The 15,795-nt window shown below is 51.8% G+C and carries 20 protein-coding genes; 17 read left to right on the top strand and 3 right to left on the bottom strand.

What is annotated here, in order from left to right; all coding sequences use genetic code 11:
• Positions 1–411 (bottom strand): rhodanese-like domain-containing protein, encoded by a 411-nt coding sequence (locus ACLHG7_RS06865; protein ID WP_410210291.1) that lies wholly within the window; start codon positions 409–411, stop codon positions 1–3.
• A 33-nt stretch (positions 412–444) separates the two neighbouring features.
• Complete coding sequence (locus ACLHG7_RS06860) at positions 445–753, bottom strand: DUF1272 domain-containing protein (RefSeq protein ID WP_410210290.1); 309 nt, start codon at positions 751–753, stop codon at positions 445–447.
• Positions 754–848: 95 nt separating this feature from the next.
• Between ACLHG7_RS06860 and ftrA the strand changes: the two genes are divergently transcribed.
• From ftrA to ACLHG7_RS06830, 6 genes are all read left to right on the top strand, one after another.
• Entirely contained in the window at positions 849–1,805 is a 957-nt protein-coding gene (ftrA, locus tag ACLHG7_RS06855) for a transcriptional regulator FtrA (RefSeq protein WP_410210289.1), read from the top strand.
• A gap of 131 nt (positions 1,806–1,936) precedes the next feature.
• Entirely contained in the window at positions 1,937–2,932 is a 996-nt protein-coding gene (locus ACLHG7_RS06850) for a metallophosphoesterase family protein (RefSeq protein ID WP_410210288.1), read from the top strand.
• Positions 2,933–2,943: 11 nt separating this feature from the next.
• The gene (locus ACLHG7_RS06845; RefSeq protein ID WP_410210287.1) at positions 2,944–3,291 is read left to right on the top strand and encodes a cupredoxin family copper-binding protein; all 348 of its coding nucleotides are present in this window, start codon (positions 2,944–2,946) and stop codon (positions 3,289–3,291) included.
• A gap of 129 nt (positions 3,292–3,420) precedes the next feature.
• Positions 3,421–3,954: a sigma-70 family RNA polymerase sigma factor gene (locus ACLHG7_RS06840; RefSeq protein ID WP_410210286.1), complete on the top strand. Its 534-nt coding sequence runs from the start codon at positions 3,421–3,423 to the stop codon at positions 3,952–3,954.
• A gap of 1 nt (position 3,955) precedes the next feature.
• Positions 3,956–4,588, top strand: a complete 633-nt coding sequence (locus tag ACLHG7_RS06835) for an anti-sigma factor family protein (protein ID WP_410210285.1) — start codon at positions 3,956–3,958, stop codon at positions 4,586–4,588.
• Positions 4,589–4,712: 124 nt separating this feature from the next.
• Positions 4,713–5,249: a cytochrome b gene (locus tag ACLHG7_RS06830; protein WP_410210284.1), complete on the top strand. Its 537-nt coding sequence runs from the start codon at positions 4,713–4,715 to the stop codon at positions 5,247–5,249.
• 9 nt (positions 5,250–5,258) lie between these two features.
• Here ACLHG7_RS06830 and ACLHG7_RS06825 read toward each other — a convergent pair whose 3' ends face one another.
• A complete protein-coding gene (locus ACLHG7_RS06825; protein WP_410210283.1) occupies positions 5,259–6,149 on the bottom strand; it encodes a LysR substrate-binding domain-containing protein in 891 nt (296 codons plus the stop codon).
• A 116-nt stretch (positions 6,150–6,265) separates the two neighbouring features.
• On the opposite strand from ACLHG7_RS06825, the gene ACLHG7_RS06820 reads away from it, so the two are divergent.
• The 11 genes from ACLHG7_RS06820 to ACLHG7_RS06770 all read left to right on the top strand — a co-directional run bounded on the left by ACLHG7_RS06820 (position 6,266) and on the right by ACLHG7_RS06770 (position 15,754).
• Positions 6,266–6,451: a 4-oxalocrotonate tautomerase gene (locus ACLHG7_RS06820; RefSeq protein WP_410210282.1), complete on the top strand. Its 186-nt coding sequence runs from the start codon at positions 6,266–6,268 to the stop codon at positions 6,449–6,451.
• Between the two features lie 89 nt (positions 6,452–6,540).
• Positions 6,541–7,299 carry an SDR family NAD(P)-dependent oxidoreductase gene (locus ACLHG7_RS06815; RefSeq protein ID WP_410210281.1) on the top strand — a complete coding sequence of 253 codons (759 nt, stop codon included), beginning with the start codon at positions 6,541–6,543 and terminating at the stop codon, positions 7,297–7,299.
• Between the two features lie 154 nt (positions 7,300–7,453).
• Positions 7,454–7,882, top strand: a complete 429-nt coding sequence (locus ACLHG7_RS06810) for a hypothetical protein (protein WP_410210280.1) — start codon at positions 7,454–7,456, stop codon at positions 7,880–7,882.
• 155 nt (positions 7,883–8,037) lie between these two features.
• Positions 8,038–8,472, top strand: a complete 435-nt coding sequence (locus ACLHG7_RS06805) for a carboxymuconolactone decarboxylase family protein (RefSeq protein WP_410210279.1) — start codon at positions 8,038–8,040, stop codon at positions 8,470–8,472.
• Positions 8,472–9,404: an RNA polymerase sigma factor SigJ gene (gene sigJ / locus ACLHG7_RS06800; protein ID WP_410210397.1), complete on the top strand. Its 933-nt coding sequence runs from the start codon at positions 8,472–8,474 to the stop codon at positions 9,402–9,404. The genes ACLHG7_RS06805 and sigJ overlap by 1 nt, the downstream gene beginning before the upstream one ends.
• 97 nt (positions 9,405–9,501) lie before the next feature.
• Complete coding sequence (locus ACLHG7_RS06795) at positions 9,502–10,542, top strand: threonine aldolase family protein (protein WP_410210278.1); 1,041 nt, start codon at positions 9,502–9,504, stop codon at positions 10,540–10,542.
• A 76-nt stretch (positions 10,543–10,618) separates the two neighbouring features.
• Positions 10,619–10,924 carry a hypothetical protein gene (locus ACLHG7_RS06790; RefSeq protein WP_410210277.1) on the top strand — a complete coding sequence of 102 codons (306 nt, stop codon included), beginning with the start codon at positions 10,619–10,621 and terminating at the stop codon, positions 10,922–10,924.
• A gap of 214 nt (positions 10,925–11,138) precedes the next feature.
• A complete protein-coding gene (locus tag ACLHG7_RS06785; protein ID WP_410210276.1) occupies positions 11,139–12,701 on the top strand; it encodes a DUF2306 domain-containing protein in 1,563 nt (520 codons plus the stop codon).
• A gap of 53 nt (positions 12,702–12,754) precedes the next feature.
• The gene (locus ACLHG7_RS06780; RefSeq protein ID WP_410210275.1) at positions 12,755–13,651 is read left to right on the top strand and encodes an alpha/beta fold hydrolase; all 897 of its coding nucleotides are present in this window, start codon (positions 12,755–12,757) and stop codon (positions 13,649–13,651) included.
• Between the two features lie 67 nt (positions 13,652–13,718).
• A complete protein-coding gene (locus ACLHG7_RS06775) occupies positions 13,719–14,819 on the top strand; it encodes a saccharopine dehydrogenase family protein (RefSeq protein ID WP_410210274.1) in 1,101 nt (366 codons plus the stop codon).
• On the top strand, positions 14,816–15,754 hold the full coding sequence (locus tag ACLHG7_RS06770; RefSeq protein ID WP_410210273.1) for a metal-dependent hydrolase: 939 nt from the start codon (positions 14,816–14,818) through the stop codon (positions 15,752–15,754). Before ACLHG7_RS06775 ends, ACLHG7_RS06770 begins: the two co-directional genes overlap by 4 nt.
• Positions 15,755–15,795 lie beyond the last annotated feature (41 nt).

Here is a 15,795-nt window from a genome sequence, read left to right as displayed (position 1 = left end):
TTACACCATCATCACCTCCCCCCTCACCAACTCAAACCCCTCATCAATCCACCCCGTCACCCCACCGATCATCATCTTGACCGGATAACCCAATCGCGCAAGACGTAGTGCGCCGCGATGGGCACCGTTGCAATGCGGTCCGGCACAGTAAACGACAAATAGAGTCTCGCGTGGCCATTGCGCCATCTTAGCAGCGATGATCTTGCCGTGTGGCAGGCTGATCGCTTGCGGCAGATGGCCTTGGTTGTAGAGCTCATGACTACGGACATCCAACAGGACAAAGTCTTGTGTGTCAGTGGTCAGGGCATGATGCACATCCCAACAGTCAGTCTCAAAGCCAAAGGCGGCTTCAAAATGAGCAAGCGCCGCATCGCTTGGGGCGGCTGGGATTAGGCTGACGGTTGAAGGCATGATGGGCTCCTTTTTTAAGATTTCAGTGAATGCTTAGCGAACTGCGGGGTTGATGTCTTTAAGCGATGCGGCAAATGCGGCATGGGCTGTGGCATCCACAGGTTTATAGGTGACTGCGGTCGTTGCCGGATAGTGCGCCAAGTTATTGCCATTACGCCAATTGTGCTGGGGTCGTATCGGTCTAGACACAAAGCCACCGCCACAATTCGGGCAGACATTACCCAAGACCAGATCGACACAAGGGGCGCAAAAGGTGCACTCAAAAGAGCAAATGCGAGCATCGACTGCGTCAGGGGGTAGTGCTTTATTACAGTGTTCACAACTGGGTCGCAGTTCGAGCATCTCATTCATCCAAACGATAGGGTGTGAGAGGATTTTGGCGGTTTGCTGGGGGAAATAAAATAGACGCTTATGACAACATTCGGTAAGATCACGCCATGTCTCATCTCGTCGCAATCCTTGCGTATGACCGACTCTGCACCTTTGAGTTTGGCTGCGCTGTTGAAGTCTTTGCCCTCAATCGATCTGAACTGGGGGTCGAGTGGTATCGTCATGTGATTTGTGGCATTGAGCCCTCGCCACTCTGGGCGATGGGCGGGATACAGGTGCAGGCGTCGTATGGCCTTGAGGTACTGCTTGATGCCGATACGATTGTGATCCCCGGTTGGCGCGATGCGAACGAAGTACCGCCGCAAAATTTACTCGATGCACTGCGCGCTGCACACCTGCGCGGGGTGCGGATTTGCTCGATCTGTTCGGGGGTGTTTGTCCTTGCGCATGCGGGGATTCTCACGAGTAAAAGGGTGACGACGCATTGGCGCTATGCGGAAGCCTTAGCGGCGCAGTTTCCTGATCTGATTGTGGATGCCTCTGCACTGTATATCGATCAGGATTCGGTGATTACTTCGGCGGGTTCGGCAGCGGGGCTGGATATGCTGTTGCATATCGTGCGGCAAGATTATGGCGCGAAGGTGTCCAATCAAGTGGCGCAGCGGCTGGTGATGTCGCCGCATCGTGATGGCGGTCAAGCACAGTTTATCCCCCGTCCGATGCCCGTCAGCAAGATCAATGGCATTGCCAAATTGATGGACTGGTTGCAGGAGAATCTCGCCCTTCCCCACACCATCGAGTCGATGGCGCGTCAGGCGCATATCAGCAGTCGCACGCTCCAGCGCCAGTTTAAAGATTCGACTGGTTTAACGCCAATTGAGTGGCTGATTCAGGAACGGATTGCTTTTGCCAAGGAGTTGCTCGAATCCAAAGCGCAGTTGACGATTGATCAGGTGGCAGAGCTGGCGGGGTTTGGCTCAACCGAGTCGCTAAGACGTCACTTTAGAATCCATGGCATCCCGACGCCGACGCGGTATCGCTATCAGTTTAGGCATGTGGGGTAGCTAGCACGACCTGAACGAAAAATTTTCATCTTTTTATCGTAAATCGGGAATAAATCACAAACCTCTGACGTCTTGATAAGAGTAGCAGTTTCACGCGCTGTTCTTCCCCATGCACGATCACGGAGTTTGCCATGTCCTCAAAATCGATCCCCCCGCAGCACCCGACTCACCCTGATCTCGATGATCCAACCAGCGCGCCACGCGACATCAGCCGACGACGATTTCTCGAGTGTTCTGCTTGGGCAGGCACCGGTGTGGTGTGGGCCATGGTGTCTGGTGTGCCGCAAGCCTTTGCCATGGATGATGCAGCTCAGGTCAAAGCTGTCGGTGCCTTGAACAGTCCTTTTCATTTCGTGCAGATCAGCGATAGTCATATCGGCTTTACCAAAGAAGCCAATCCCGAGCCGATCAAGACCTTGCAACTGGCAATAGATCAGATCAATGCCTTCCCGCTGAAGCCCTCACTGATCTTGCATACGGGGGACATTACCCATCTCTCCAAAGCCGAGGAGTTTGATACGGCTGCCCAGATTTTTAGTGGCTTGCCTGCGACGGTGCATTATGTGCCGGGCGAGCACGATACGCTGGATGAAGGCGGCGGCAAGTTATTTCTTGAGCGTTACGGCAAAGGCACTTTAGGTGCGGGCTGGTATAGCTTTGATGATCATGGCGTGCACTTTATTGCGCTGGTGAATGTGCTCAGTTTCAAGCAGGGTCAGATGAGTAGTCTGGGTGAGGAACAACTCAAGTGGCTGGCGGATGATTTAAAGGCGGTATCCGCCAGTACGCCGATCGTGGTGTTTGCTCATATTCCGCTGTGGACGATCTACGAGCCTTGGGGTTGGGGTACGGCGGATGGGCATTTGGCTTTGGCGCTGCTGCGCAAATATGGCTCGGTCACGATCTTAAATGGTCATATCCATCAGGTGATTCAAAAGGTCGAAGGCAATATGACCTTCCATACCGCACGCGGTACCGCCTACCCGCAGCCCGCACCGGGCGCTGCGCCTTCGCCGGGTCCGATGAAAGTGCCAAGCGATCAGCTCCGTAGCTACTTGGGTATCACCGATGTTAAAACCGTGCAGGGTTCGCATACCTTGGCACTGGTTAATACGACGTTGGTTTAAGGAGGCCCATCATGAAATCGACTGTATACGCCGTACTCTTTGCCATATCTGCATGGCTTGCAACCAACGCCGCCTATGCAGGGACGAATCAAGTGGCGATCAAGAATTTTGCCTTTGTACCTGCGACCCTAACCATCACTGCTGGCACCACCGTGACATGGACCAATACCGATGAAGATCCGCATACCGTGGCAGATCGCGGCGATGCGCATCTGTTTCGCTCGGCGGCACTGGATACCAATGATAAGTACTCCTATACCTTTACCACGCCTGGTAGCTATGCCTACTTCTGTACCTTGCACCCGCATATGGTCGGCAAGATCATCGTGACGGCATCGACTGGAGGTGTGCAAAAGTAGCGTATAGAACCGCTTAAACACGCTTGCGGATTGGTCATCGTAGTGAAGATCAAGCGGTAAGCGTGGCTGTGTTTTAGGGCTTTTTTGTGTTCAAATGAGATTATCCCATGCCACGATGTTTGACAGTCCATGATGGATAAACGACGTCATTTCGACCATACGATCCTCCCCCATCTGGATGCAGGCTATAACCTTGCCTGTAGACTGCTGCGCGATGAATTCTCGGCTCATGACGTAGTGCAGAATGCGGCGATACAGGCGTTTCGTTTTCTGCATACGCTGCGCGGTGACAATCCCAAGTCGTGGTTTTTGTCGATTGTGCGCAATGCCTGCATGGATCACTTTCGCAAGACCAAGCGCGAGTCACAGTGGCTGGATATTGATGATGAGGCTGTGCAGCATGACCTGAATCAGCAGCACCCATCACCGATTACGCCGGAAAGCATCGCGCTGGATCAATGCAGCAGTACGCAGATCGATCAGGCGATCAATGCCTTAGCCCCCGCTTTTCGCGAGGTGATCGTGCTGCGGGAGATTGAGGAGATGAGTTATCAAGATATTGCCCAGATCACAAATGTGCCGCTGGGTACGGTGATGTCCCGGTTATCGCGGGCACGTGAGATTCTGCGTGCCACGCTGACATCCATGCAGCAAGGTGAATGATATGACTCCACATGAAGAGCAAGATGAGCGCTTAAGTCGGCTGATCAAGACGCAGGCCACTCGCTATCAGTTACCCGATGAATTGCTCGAATCGATCCAGTCGCAATTGCCTGCGGATGCGCCACAGCCAATCAAGCGCCCTTGGTTCAGTATGGCGTTGCCTGTTGGTTCGGCGTTTGCAGCGGGTATCGTGGTGGCGGTGCTGGCAGTGCCACTGTGGCAAGCGTCATCCACCCAGAATGACTTTACCGCAAGCCATGTGCGCTCCTTGCAGGCGGATCATCTGATGGATGTGCTCTCGACCGATCAGCATACAGTTAGACCGTGGTTTACCGGTAAGCTCGACTACGCCCCGCCGGTGCATGATCTGGCTGCACAGGGTTTTCCGCTGATTGGTGGGCGGCTGGATATGATTGAGGGCCAAAATATTGCGGCGCTGATCTTTAGACATGACAAGCACGTGATCAATCTGTTTGTCTTCCCTGAAGATCGCCTGTCTCATGCCAGTTGCAAAGCCGAACTGGGCTTTCATACGCAGCACTGGGTGAGCGACGGTATGCGCTGGTGTGCGATCTCGGATGTCAGTGATAGCGAATTGAAGACTTTTGCGCAGTTGCAACAGGGGGTGCATTAAACGCGTGAAGCGATGAGCAGAATCATCCAAAAATCACTGCGTGATGGGGAATAAAAGGCGGTTGGGGCTCGTCTATAAGGATAGACCGTTTTGAACCCTTATCCTCTCGCGGAGTCCTCCCCTCATGTCCTCATCCACTTCTCCTTCCTATACGCGTGTTGCGGTCCTACTGCATTGGCTGGTTGCCCTGCTGATCGTGATTAACTTTGCCGTCGGCCTCTCCATGGAGCACTTCGAAGGGACACCGACACGGGATCAGATTCTGTTTTACCATGCCTCGTTTGGTAGTTTGGTCTTTATATTAGTGATCCTGCGCTTGTCTTGGCGTATCACGCATCGCCCACCCGCCCTGCCTGCATCGGTTGCCCGCTGGCAAGTGATCGCGGCGGATGTGATGCATGGTTTGCTCTATGTGCTGATGCTTGCTGTGCCACTCACAGGTTATCTGCATCGTGTTGCTGGAGGTCATCCGGTGAGTTTCTTTGGGCTGGGGACGCTGCCGCTCTTGGTCGATAAGAATATGTCATTGCGCCTGCTGATGGGATCGGTGCATACGACACTGGTCTGGGTGCTGGCCTTTTTAGTTTTGGGTCATGTGGCGGCGGCGTTGAAGCATCATTTTATTGATCGGGATGGGGTGCTGGGGAGGATGTGGCGCTGAGGTTTTGGATCACCGCCCAAACCGCTCAATCAAAAAATCAATCATATGCCGTAACTTCGCCGTGGGTCGTCGATCCTGCGCATAGACCAAGGACACAGGTGATGGGATATACGACCAATCTGGCAGTACTGGAACGAGGCGACCTACGAGGAGATCCTCAGTCAGCAAGGTTTCTGGTTGCAGCACGATGCCCACACCGCCGATTGCGGCAATGCGCAAAGCATCGCCTTGATTGGCTTTAAATCTGCCCTGCACCGCTACCTTAAATCGCTCGCCTTGCGGCCCCTGCAGGTGCCAAGAATCATGGTGCCTCCAGTACGATAAGCCAAGGCAAGAATGCTGCTGTAACTCTTCAGGGTGCTTGGGCTGTCCATGGTGTTCGATATAGGCAGGCGATGCAGCCAGTACGCGCCGATAGGAGCATAAAGGTCGTGCAACTAAGTTAGGATCATCCACCGTGCCGATCACTATCCCCAGCTCATGCCCTTCATGAATCAAATCAGGCTTACCGTTGCTCAAGGTCAGATCAACAGTGACCTCAGGATAGAGCGCCATGAATTCGGTGAGTACGGGCACGAGGCTGTGAGAGCCAAAACTGACGGGAGCCACGATGCGGAGTTGGCCTCTCGGGGTGGCCTGTAGCTCGGACGCGCTGGATTCTGCCAGCGCAACTTCCGCCAAGACTTGCTTACAGCGCTCGTAATAGAGCGTGCCGACCTCGGTCAGATGCTGGCGTCTGGTGGTGCGATGCAGTAGACGCGCACCGAGACGCTCCTCTGCCATGCGGATGTGCTTGGCGACCATGGTGGCAGAGACTTCTGAAGCTTCAGCGGCGGCACTAAAGCTGCCCAGTTCAACCACGCGCACAAACATCGCCATATTGGCCAGTTTATCCATCATTCCAAACCTATAGGTTTAAAGTCATCCAAATCCTAGCACATTTATCTTGTTTTGATACTGATCAATACTGGTCCCATCAACACTCTATCTCGGGGTGTTCTTTGAGGAGAAAGGCCATGCCTACCGTACATTTAGAAATGCTTCCGGGTCGTACCTTGGATCAAAAACGTGATTTTGTCCGTGAAGTCACCCGCGTCACCGTGGAGACATTGGCTTGCCCACCTGAGAGCGTGGATGTCTTGATCACGGAGTATGCCAAAGACGCTTGGGCCAAAGGCGGCGTTTTGATTTCTGATAAGTAAGTAAATCGCTGAATCCTAGGGGAGATGTATGTGCATCTCTCTTTTTTTCACAGACGCTCTCACACATCATCACGATCAGGAGTACTGACATGTCCAATCGTTTTTTAAATCAAGTAGCCCTTGTCACTGGCGGTTCCACGGGTATCGGTTTTGCCATCGCCAAGGCATTGCTGAGCGAAGGCGCTAAACGCGTCTATATCACCGGGAGATCAGCGAAGAGCCTTGATACGGCGGCGGCTCAACTCGGCAGCAATACAGTTGCAGTCGTCTCAGATGTATCAAGCCTAGCCGATCTGCAAAAGCTCAAACGCGAAATCGAAAACCGTGGGGATCATCTGGATGCCGTATTTGCCAATGCGGGAATCGCGGAGAAAAATACACTGGGCGAGACGACCATCGATGACTATGCGAAGACCTTTGATATCAATGTTAAAGGGGTCTTTTTTACGGTTCAGACGCTGCTGCCTTTACTCAAAGATGGCAGTTCTATCGTGTTGACGGCATCCATTGTCGCCAATAAAGGCATGGAAAACTTAAGTCTGTACAGCGCCTCTAAGGCTGCCGTTCGTTCCTTTGCACGGACATGGGCCAATGATCTCAAAGGACGCAAGATTCGGGTCAATGCACTGAGCCCCGGATTTACACGCACACCGATCATGGAAAATGGTTTGAAACTGGATGATGCGCAAATCGCCGCGCTAACCGATTATGCTGAAGGTGCTGTGCCGCTGGGCTTTGTGGCGCAGCCTGATGATATCGCGATTGCGGCGTTGTTTTTGGCGTCACACGATGCCCGCTATGTGAATGGCGTAGAGCTCACGGCTGATGGTGGATTTACGCAGATTTAGGGGGATGTCGGTCACGAAGTCAGCCGATGGTGAAATCGAATTCTGAATGGTGGAACTTTCGCTTGTAAAGACGATACCGATGGGGTGACATCCGTCATCATTTTGATGTTACCTTTAGAGGCTCGCAGTTCATCTAAGCCTGTCAGGTGAGATCATGAAAGAGCAATATGCGACGTGGTTCCCGCTCGGCAAGGATTTGCCTGAACTTGATTATGTCTCTATCGAGATTAATCAGGTCGGTGCCTTGAAGCTCTACTTCAAAAAAATCTATAACTCCCCATCGAGCCGCCTTAATCCCACGGATCGCGTGGTGGTTGAGTTTGCACCGCGCCCAATTTCCTATCGGGTTGGATCGGAAAGTTATCGACAAAGAACGTTAAGTGCGTTGCCGGATGATTGCGGCGGCGGTAACTTTTTCTTCTCTACACATTCGTATTTCTTAAATGATTTCTATGAGGATGCTGGTGAGCTGCATAATCATTTGGGATTTGAGCATCTGTTGATTGTGACATCGGTAGAGGTTTTTGATTTTATTGTGAAGGAACGCCCGACGGTGACGGTTTCTAGTTTCCCTGAAGATTAGCATTGGATTTTCTGAGTTTATATTTTTATATAAAACAGTAAGTTAAAAATATTTCATAAGAAATATTCCTTTCTTTGTCACAACTCCCCGTCCTGAATCGTCAAGTTAGTATCCCCTGTTTCATTTCAAAAAGGGCTAACTTACGGAGCAAGACCATGACCACCTCCCTATCCATTGACCCCCTCAAAAACCACCCGTCCGTAATTCAAGCGCTCTACCAAGCGCACGTTAAGTTGGACGGCTTAAAACTGATCGAGCGCAAGTTGCACCATCTGGTGGTGCTGCGTGCATCGCAAATCAATGGCTGCGCCTTTTGCGTAAAAATGCATATCAGCGAAGCCAAAGCAGATGGCGAGACGCAAGAGCGCTTGGACCGTTTGATTGTTTGGCGTCATTGCGATGACTTTAGCGCGCAAGAAAAAGCCGCCTTTGCATGGACCGAAGCACTGACTGTCGTGAATACCCAAGCGAATTTAGAACCGCTGCGTCAGGAATTGGTGAAATATTTTAGCGAAGAACAAATCTCTGCTTTAACGGTCACCATCGGATTGATTAATCTATGGAATCGACTGCAAATCTCCCAGCACTGATGCAAACCAGACCTATATATCCAGAAAAACATCTTCAAACCTTTGAAGACAGCCGATCATTTTTGCTTGGTCTGTCTTACCGCATACTCGGCTCGTTTAGCGATGCCGAGGATGTGGTGCAGGATGTCTTTATCAAGTGGTCAGAGACCGCAATCGACCAGCTTGATAACCCGCGAGCATGGCTCACGACGGTCTGTACGCGACAGAGTATCGACCTGCTGCGCGCTGCGCATAAATCCCGTACCGAGTATATCGGAACGTGGTTGCCTGAGCCGTTTTATGAATCGGCCTATGGCTCCCATTTAATCAGTGACGACTTATCGGCGGAGCAGGAATCGGATGAGACACTGTCCACGGCCTTTATGTTGTTGCTTGAGCGGCTGTCGCCTAAAGAGCGTGCGGCTTACCTGCTCTATGAGATCTTTGATCAACCGTATGCCGAGATCGCCCGTATCCTTGAGATATCGGCGGTGTATTGCAGGCAGTTGATCACACGTGCACGGCAGCATATCTCAAATGAGAAAAGCCAGATCACGACCCTCCCCTCGCATCGCCAGCAGGCTTTGCTGGCGGCGTTTCAACATGCGGTGCAGACTGGCAATTTAGAGCAACTGTCACAACTGCTCACTGAGGATATCCAGTTGCAAGCCGATGGCGGCGGTAAGGTGTCCGCGGTGGCAATGCTGGCTGGCAAAGAAGCGGTACTGCGTTTCTTTGAGCGTTTGCTGTTTAGCAACTGGTCGCAGCTCTCATGGCGTGGCGATACGATTCATGACGGAGCGGGTTTTATCTGCACCGATCAACAGGATCAGGTGAATATGGCATTGACCTTCGCCTTTAGCTCTACAGGGCAGATCAGCAATCTGTATGTGGTGCGTAATCCAGATAAGTTGAAAGTGAATCGTCATTCCACCCCACCAAAATCGGATTGACTGTAAATGTTTGATAACCGATATACATCAAACGGTACTCGTGTACATTCGACTGCCTTGCTAAAGTACGTGCCTAAATCGACGACAGGACGAGACCATGACAGACAACAGTCAACAATTCGCCAGCGACAACTATTCGGGGATTTGCCCAGAAGCGTGGGCAGCCATGGAACAAGCCAACCACGGTCATCAGCGCGCGTATGGCGATGATGAATGGACCTTTCGTGCGGCCAACGATTTTCGCAAACTGTTTGAAACCAACTGCGAAGTGTTTTTTGCCTTTAACGGTACGGCAGCCAACTCCCTCGCCTTGTCGTCATTGTGCCAAAGCTACCATAGCGTGATCTGCTCAGAAACGGCCCATGTTGAAACGGATGAATGCGGCGCACCAGAATTTTTCTCCAACGGTTCTAAACTACTCACCGCACGCACTGAAAACGGCAAGCTGACCCCTGAGAGCATCCGCGAGATCGCGCTCAAGCGCCAAGATATCCATTACCCCAAACCCCGTGTCGTGACGCTGACTCAGGCCACCGAAGTCGGCAGCGTCTACACCCTAGATGAAATTTGCGCCATCAGCGTCACCTGCAAAGAGCTTGGTCTGAGTCTGCACATGGACGGCGCACGGTTCTCCAACGCCTGCGCATTTCTGGGCTGCTCGCCCGCCGACCTGACTTGGAAAGTGGGCGTCGATGTATTGTGTTTTGGCGGCACCAAGAATGGCATGGCCGTGGGTGAGGCCATCTTGTTTTTTAACCCCGACTTGGCCGAAGACTTCGATTATCGCTGTAAACAAGCTGGGCAACTGGCGTCTAAAATGCGCTTCCTCTCGGCGCCTTGGGTCGGCTTACTGGAAAATAATGCTTGGCTCAAACACGCCCACCACGCCAACCACTGCGCACAACTGCTGAGCAGCTTAGTTGCGGATATTCCTGGCGTTGCTCTAATGTTCCCTGTAGAGGCGAACGGTGTGTTCCTGCAACTCTCTGAACCAGCCATCGCTGCACTCACCGCCAAAGGCTGGCGCTTCTATACCTTCATCGGCAAGGGCGGCGCACGGTTTATGTGCTCGTGGGATACCGAAGAAGAACGCGTTAGAGCGCTCGCCACAGATATCCGTGAAGTGATGAGCATATAAATCTGCTCACGTGAGCCGTGAACTCCGCTCTTGAATATGTCATGATGAGTCAACGCTAAACACAGGACTTGCCAGCATGTCCTCACGTCTCCTCTCTAAAACCGCCCTGTGGCTGACCTTAACCGCAGTCTCGATTTGCTTGATCTCATTAGTCACCCCCCGCCATGCCAGTGACTTATTTATGGTTGGTCTGATTATTGGGGTCTTGGCTTATTTGGCAGTCTTACTTGAAAACTTTGAAGCAGGAGGCTCGATCCCAACTCGAAACGCTAAGATTGATCGCCAGACTGCGCCTATTGCTTATTGTTTATGCTATCTGATGCTTTTATTCATTGGTTTAGTCGCAATTATTGTATTTTTGACAGTACTTATTTTCAAATAATTCTAAATAAAACTAATCCTTATTCTATAAATAAATAATCTACTTAATAAAGAATCCCTAGCAAAAAAGCTCACTGCGAACAACCTGAATGGAATAATTTCACCTTTACTTAGTTCTATAAAGGTACTTAGTATGCGTCCGTTCTATAATTAAACTCACTTGAAACATATATCCGATCCATCATTGAGTCGGGCTGCTTTACGGGGAAATTTTCATGAGTGCGGATTCAAATCAATTGGGCAAGCCGGTGCGCTTCATCGGCAAAGCGACCAGCCTCGTTTTTATTCTGGTCATCATGATCATGATGATGATCGCGGGGGGAATTGCACTGGATGAGGGCACGGGTCGTTTTATGAAAGCCGCAACGGGTCATCTCACCCCTGCATACTCTGAAGAGGCTATCAAGTCTTTGCGCGCCAATCCTACACCCGAAAACATGCGAATCATGGGCAGTGAACTCTGGGGAATCTCCAAACTCACCTCGACCCAACACATCACGGATTCAAGGCTGCCAGAACAAGGGCTCTACTACACCGTCATGCCGCAAAGCAACAAGGTGTTGATGGTGGTGCATATCATCATAGGCAGCTTCTGTATGCTGCTTGGCGGCTTGCAGTTCTGGCCATACTTCCGCAAAAAATACATGAAGGCGCATCGCACAATTGGTGCGATCTATATCGTAACGGTGCCGATCTCGGTCATCGCATCCTTGATTTACCTCGTCAATACTGCGCCGCATCATATCTACGATCATCTGGTGGCATGGATTGCGCTGTGGATATTTGGCGTGTTGTCGCTGATCTCGATTGCGATGGCAGTCCGTGCGCTGCGCGCCAAGCGCATCTATGAGCATCAGGCGTGGATGGCGCTATCATTTGCCAGCCTCATGGTCGCACCGCTGCTGCGCTGGGACTGGGTGATTCTGGGCATTCTGTTTCCCAGCATTGATCAGGAGACACTGAATCTGGTGACGATGGGAGTGATGCTGCCTGAATGCCTGTTGATCGCTTATGGCTTGATCTTGATTAACCGTCAGTATGCGCGCCCAATGAGTAAGCGTCCGCTGCAACCCATTGTAAGCACCGCCAGCAAAACGTACATATCCCTCCTGCCCGTTCTGTATCTTGCGGCCTTGCTGAGCCTTGCCATCAATATCGGCTATTACCTGATTGGTGATGGCTTATCAAATCTGACTTTTGCAGAGCAGCTCATCCCGAGCAGTCTGATCCAGCATGAAAAACTAACCTTAAGCGCCCTGCCACTGACCAAAGCCGTCTATGTACTGGCTGTGGGTTTCGCATTGCCGCTTGCACTCTATACCTTGAAAAATCTATTTCAAAAACAGCCGAATACAAAGATTTCCACCCAAGCCTCTCGTATCGGCATTGCCGCTGCGGTACTGGCGGTCATCGGTGGTGCAGCGGCGCTGTCCATCGGCTGGCAGATCGGTCTTGCGACCCAAAATATCTGGCTGTCCGGCGGTACGATGTATAGCGTCGATGGCGCACTACTGGTGTTTTTTGGTGTGTTTTATCTGATTGCAGACGCACGTCAACAGATCGCGCTGATGAAGGAAAGTCTGGTGTTTATGCTTTGCCTGCTGCCCTTTTCGGCATTGTATGTCCTGACGCTTGGGGCAATGAGCCTCCTGCCGCTACCACCTGATTATGTCGCTGCGGGTCAGGGTTTTGTGATTCCGGTCGGCTTTGGCGGGGCCTTACTCTTTCTTGCGTTGATCACCGTAATTTACGGTCAAGCGACGCGTGAACATAACTAAACCTTTTAAAAGATCACTCTACAAAATATGCAGAATTATTGGAGATCACGAAAATGCACCTGCCTGATTTATTTGTCCAGAACGCCGATGTGAAGATTGCCATCTATACGTGGGGAGACAAACCGACCCCCGAGCAGCCGCGTGAGGTATTGGTCTTTGCCCATGGTTTTCCGGATCGGGCACTGTTTTGGGAGAAGATCGCCCAACAGTTGCAAGAGGACTTCTATGTGGTGGCATTTGATATGCGGGGGTGTGCCGAGTCCACCCATATCCGCGGCTATAAGCACTATAGGTTTGAGCCATTGATTGCCGATCTGTATGCAGTGATTGATGCGGTAAGTCCGAATCAAAAGGTACATCTGATCGGGCATGACTGGGGCGGTATCTATGGCTGGAATGCGATCAATGAGTCAGAAGGCGTGCGCCGCATTGCATCCTTCACCACCATGTCGCCCAGCCTTGAGCAAGTGGGTCTGTATTTGCGTCGTCGCTTCCTGAAACCCACCCCACGTAATCTCTGGCAGGCAGGCATCCAGCTCTTGCGCAATAGTCTGATGACCTTCTTTACCCTCCCGATCCTGCCTGAGCTGTTGTTTTTGAGTGGTTTAGGGACGCTGATGATGAAGGTGATGGTCAAGCAGTATGAGCATATCCCATTTACCGCGAATGAAGGGGTGGCAGGAGATGCGATTCGTTATCTGGGCATCTATCGCGCGAACCTATTGCAGCGGGTGCTATTTGCCAAGCAAAGCACAACAGCGGTGCCGGTGCACTTACTACTGGCTGTCCGTGATCCATTCCTACCGCCGCATTTGTTTGAGAATAGCCAGAAATGGGCAACCACGATCAGTCAATCTCTGGTTGATGCCGCACATTGGGCACCCTTAAGTCGTCCTATAGAAATGGCTGACACGATTCGCACGTTTACCCGTTCCCAAGCGCAAATTTAAGCTTAGAATAGGTGATCGATCCTGACCCAATAGCAACACTCACAACAACTACGCGGGGGAATGTCACATGGCGAAGAATGTCTGGTTAATCTATGGTGCCAACGGCTATAGCGGCGAACTGATTGCCCGTGAAGCGGTGAAACAAGGTCTGACGCCCGTCCTTGCTGGACGTACCCTCGCCAAGCTTGAGTCGCTGGCAGCCGAGTTGAATCTGTCGGCTCGCGCCTTTGATCTGGCTGACCCCAAGGCGGTTGCAGCGGCGCTTAAAGATGTGAGTGTAGTGCTTAACTGTGCAGGACCGTTTGCGGCGACTGCGGCACTGTTGATCGAAGGTTGTATCAAAGCCAAGACCCACTATCTGGATATCACCGGTGAGATTGCCGTGTTTGAGCATGCGCAAGGCCTGCATGCTAGAGCCAAACGCGCGGGTGCAGTGATCTGTCCCGGCGTGGGCTTTGATGTGATTCCAACGGATTGTGTGGCGGCGGCTCTAAAGGCAGCTCAACCTGATGCCACGCATCTCGCATTGGCATTTAAAACCGCCTCTCCCATGTCACCCGGCACCGCAAAGACGGCGGTTGAAGGGCTGCAACTGGGCGGTATGGTGCGTGAAAACGGCGTCCTCAAAAAAGTCCCGCAAGGCTTTGATATCCGCGATATCGATTTTGGTCGCGGACCGAAATCGGCGATGACGATTCCATGGGGGGATGTCTCTACCGCCTTCTGGAGCACCAAGATTCCCAATATCAGTGTCTATATTCCTGTCCCCAAAGTCTTTGCCCTTTCGGCACGCCTCACCGGTAGTCGTCTGGATTGGCTATGGAAGAAGCCTGCGGTAATTGATTTTCTCAAAGCCCAGATCGAGAAGCGGGTGCCCGGACCCGATACCGAGAAACGCGCGGGGCTGCCAACCTATGTCTGGGGAGAGTCCAGTAATGCGCAAGGCGAGAAGAAAACGGCACGTCTGAAGATGGGCAATGTCTATGATGTGACGGTGTATGGGGCGCTGGCGATTGTCAGTCATTTACTGCAAGAGAGCGCCAGTGACACCACGACTGTAGCGTTGAAGGAAGCTGGGCGCGCTGGTGGCTACTTTACGCCGTCGCAGTTGATGGGCTATGACTTTGTCTCTAGCCTCCCCGATGCAGGTCCAATCGAGATTCAATGAGTGGCTATGCAGATGACCTCTATCACCTTGGGAATACAACCATGAATCAAGCGGCATCGACAGATATCACCAACCCGACAACGGTCACCAAAGTGGCGCTGACTCCGCGCTCACGGGCGAAGTCGAAGACCATCACGATTCGTAAGACGCGCTTTGCTGCAAAGGATCTGAGTCAGCAGTACTCCAAGTCACCACTGATTTCGCATTTTCTGACGGCGCTGTCGATGTCGTTTCCGCGCGGGGAGATGTTCTTTGTCGATACGATCAAGAATGTGCGTGCCGAGATCAAAGATCCGAGTTTAAAGGCTGATATTGCCGCCTTTATCGGGCAGGAGTCGATGCATGCCAAGGCGCATGATCAATTCAATAATGGAATTCAATCTGCAAGCTATCATTTAAAGCGCTTCGATGCGCAAGTTGATAAAGAAATGGCGCGTTTGCGTACCTTGTCCAAGCGGCGTCAGTTGGCGGCGACGGTGGCGCTGGAGCATTTCACGGCAATGATTGCCGGTTATATGCTGACTCATCCCAAGCTGGTGCAGCAGTTACCCCCTAATATGGCGTCCTTGTGGATCTGGCATGCCGTGGAAGAGATTGAGCATAAGCATGTGGCCTTTGATGTCTATCAGACGGTGTTTAATAATCTGCCCCAGCGCCGCCGCAGTATGCGTACAATCAGTATGGGTTTTATTATTAATAATATTGCGATGACGAACTATTTGTTATGGCAGGATCGCAAGCGGAGTCTGGGTAGCGTAAAACAAATCTGGGCGAATCTACAAGGTGTGGGGACGCTTGCGCACATGATGGTCAGTTTGCTGCCTGAGTATCTGGCTTTTTATAAAGAGAGTTTTCATCCCTCACAGATCGATCATACGCCGCTCTTGGCGCGCTGGCGGGAGGAGTTGGTAAAGCAGGAGTGGGTGGAGGCTTAAAAAAACGGGGAAAAATATTTTCCCCGTTTTTTTATTGCTGG

The sequence above is a fragment of the Aquirhabdus sp. genome (assembly GCF_046462495.1).
In the GTDB taxonomy this organism is placed as follows: Bacteria; Pseudomonadota; Gammaproteobacteria; order Pseudomonadales; family Moraxellaceae; genus Aquirhabdus.
This window is presented reverse-complemented; position numbering and strand designations above follow the sequence as displayed.

Bases quoted from the DNA above. Each gene is read 5' to 3' on its own strand.
- ACLHG7_RS06860 (WP_410210290.1), bottom strand. From the start codon at position 753: ATGCTCGAACTGCGACCCAGTTGTGAACACTGTAATAAAGCACTACCC.
- ACLHG7_RS06775 (WP_410210274.1), top strand. From the start codon at position 13,719: ATGGCGAAGAATGTCTGGTTAATCTATGGTGCCAACGGCTATAGCGGC.
- ftrA (WP_410210289.1), top strand. From the start codon at position 849: ATGTCTCATCTCGTCGCAATCCTTGCGTATGACCGACTCTGCACCTTT.
- ACLHG7_RS06865 (WP_410210291.1), bottom strand. From the start codon at position 411: ATGCCTTCAACCGTCAGCCTAATCCCAGCCGCCCCAAGCGATGCGGCG.
- ACLHG7_RS06835 (WP_410210285.1), top strand. From the start codon at position 3,956: ATGACTCCACATGAAGAGCAAGATGAGCGCTTAAGTCGGCTGATCAAG.
- sigJ (WP_410210397.1), top strand. From the start codon at position 8,472: ATGCAAACCAGACCTATATATCCAGAAAAACATCTTCAAACCTTTGAA.
- ACLHG7_RS06825 (WP_410210283.1), bottom strand. From the start codon at position 6,149: ATGATGGATAAACTGGCCAATATGGCGATGTTTGTGCGCGTGGTTGAA.
- ACLHG7_RS06795 (WP_410210278.1), top strand. From the start codon at position 9,502: ATGACAGACAACAGTCAACAATTCGCCAGCGACAACTATTCGGGGATT.
- ACLHG7_RS06790 (WP_410210277.1), top strand. From the start codon at position 10,619: ATGTCCTCACGTCTCCTCTCTAAAACCGCCCTGTGGCTGACCTTAACC.
- ACLHG7_RS06805 (WP_410210279.1), top strand. From the start codon at position 8,038: ATGACCACCTCCCTATCCATTGACCCCCTCAAAAACCACCCGTCCGTA.
- ACLHG7_RS06815 (WP_410210281.1), top strand. From the start codon at position 6,541: ATGTCCAATCGTTTTTTAAATCAAGTAGCCCTTGTCACTGGCGGTTCC.
- ACLHG7_RS06810 (WP_410210280.1), top strand. From the start codon at position 7,454: ATGAAAGAGCAATATGCGACGTGGTTCCCGCTCGGCAAGGATTTGCCT.
- ACLHG7_RS06785 (WP_410210276.1), top strand. From the start codon at position 11,139: ATGAGTGCGGATTCAAATCAATTGGGCAAGCCGGTGCGCTTCATCGGC.
- ACLHG7_RS06770 (WP_410210273.1), top strand. From the start codon at position 14,816: ATGAGTGGCTATGCAGATGACCTCTATCACCTTGGGAATACAACCATG.
- ACLHG7_RS06830 (WP_410210284.1), top strand. From the start codon at position 4,713: ATGTCCTCATCCACTTCTCCTTCCTATACGCGTGTTGCGGTCCTACTG.
- ACLHG7_RS06780 (WP_410210275.1), top strand. From the start codon at position 12,755: ATGCACCTGCCTGATTTATTTGTCCAGAACGCCGATGTGAAGATTGCC.
- ACLHG7_RS06850 (WP_410210288.1), top strand. From the start codon at position 1,937: ATGTCCTCAAAATCGATCCCCCCGCAGCACCCGACTCACCCTGATCTC.
- ACLHG7_RS06840 (WP_410210286.1), top strand. From the start codon at position 3,421: ATGATGGATAAACGACGTCATTTCGACCATACGATCCTCCCCCATCTG.
- ACLHG7_RS06820 (WP_410210282.1), top strand. From the start codon at position 6,266: ATGCCTACCGTACATTTAGAAATGCTTCCGGGTCGTACCTTGGATCAA.
- ACLHG7_RS06845 (WP_410210287.1), top strand. From the start codon at position 2,944: ATGAAATCGACTGTATACGCCGTACTCTTTGCCATATCTGCATGGCTT.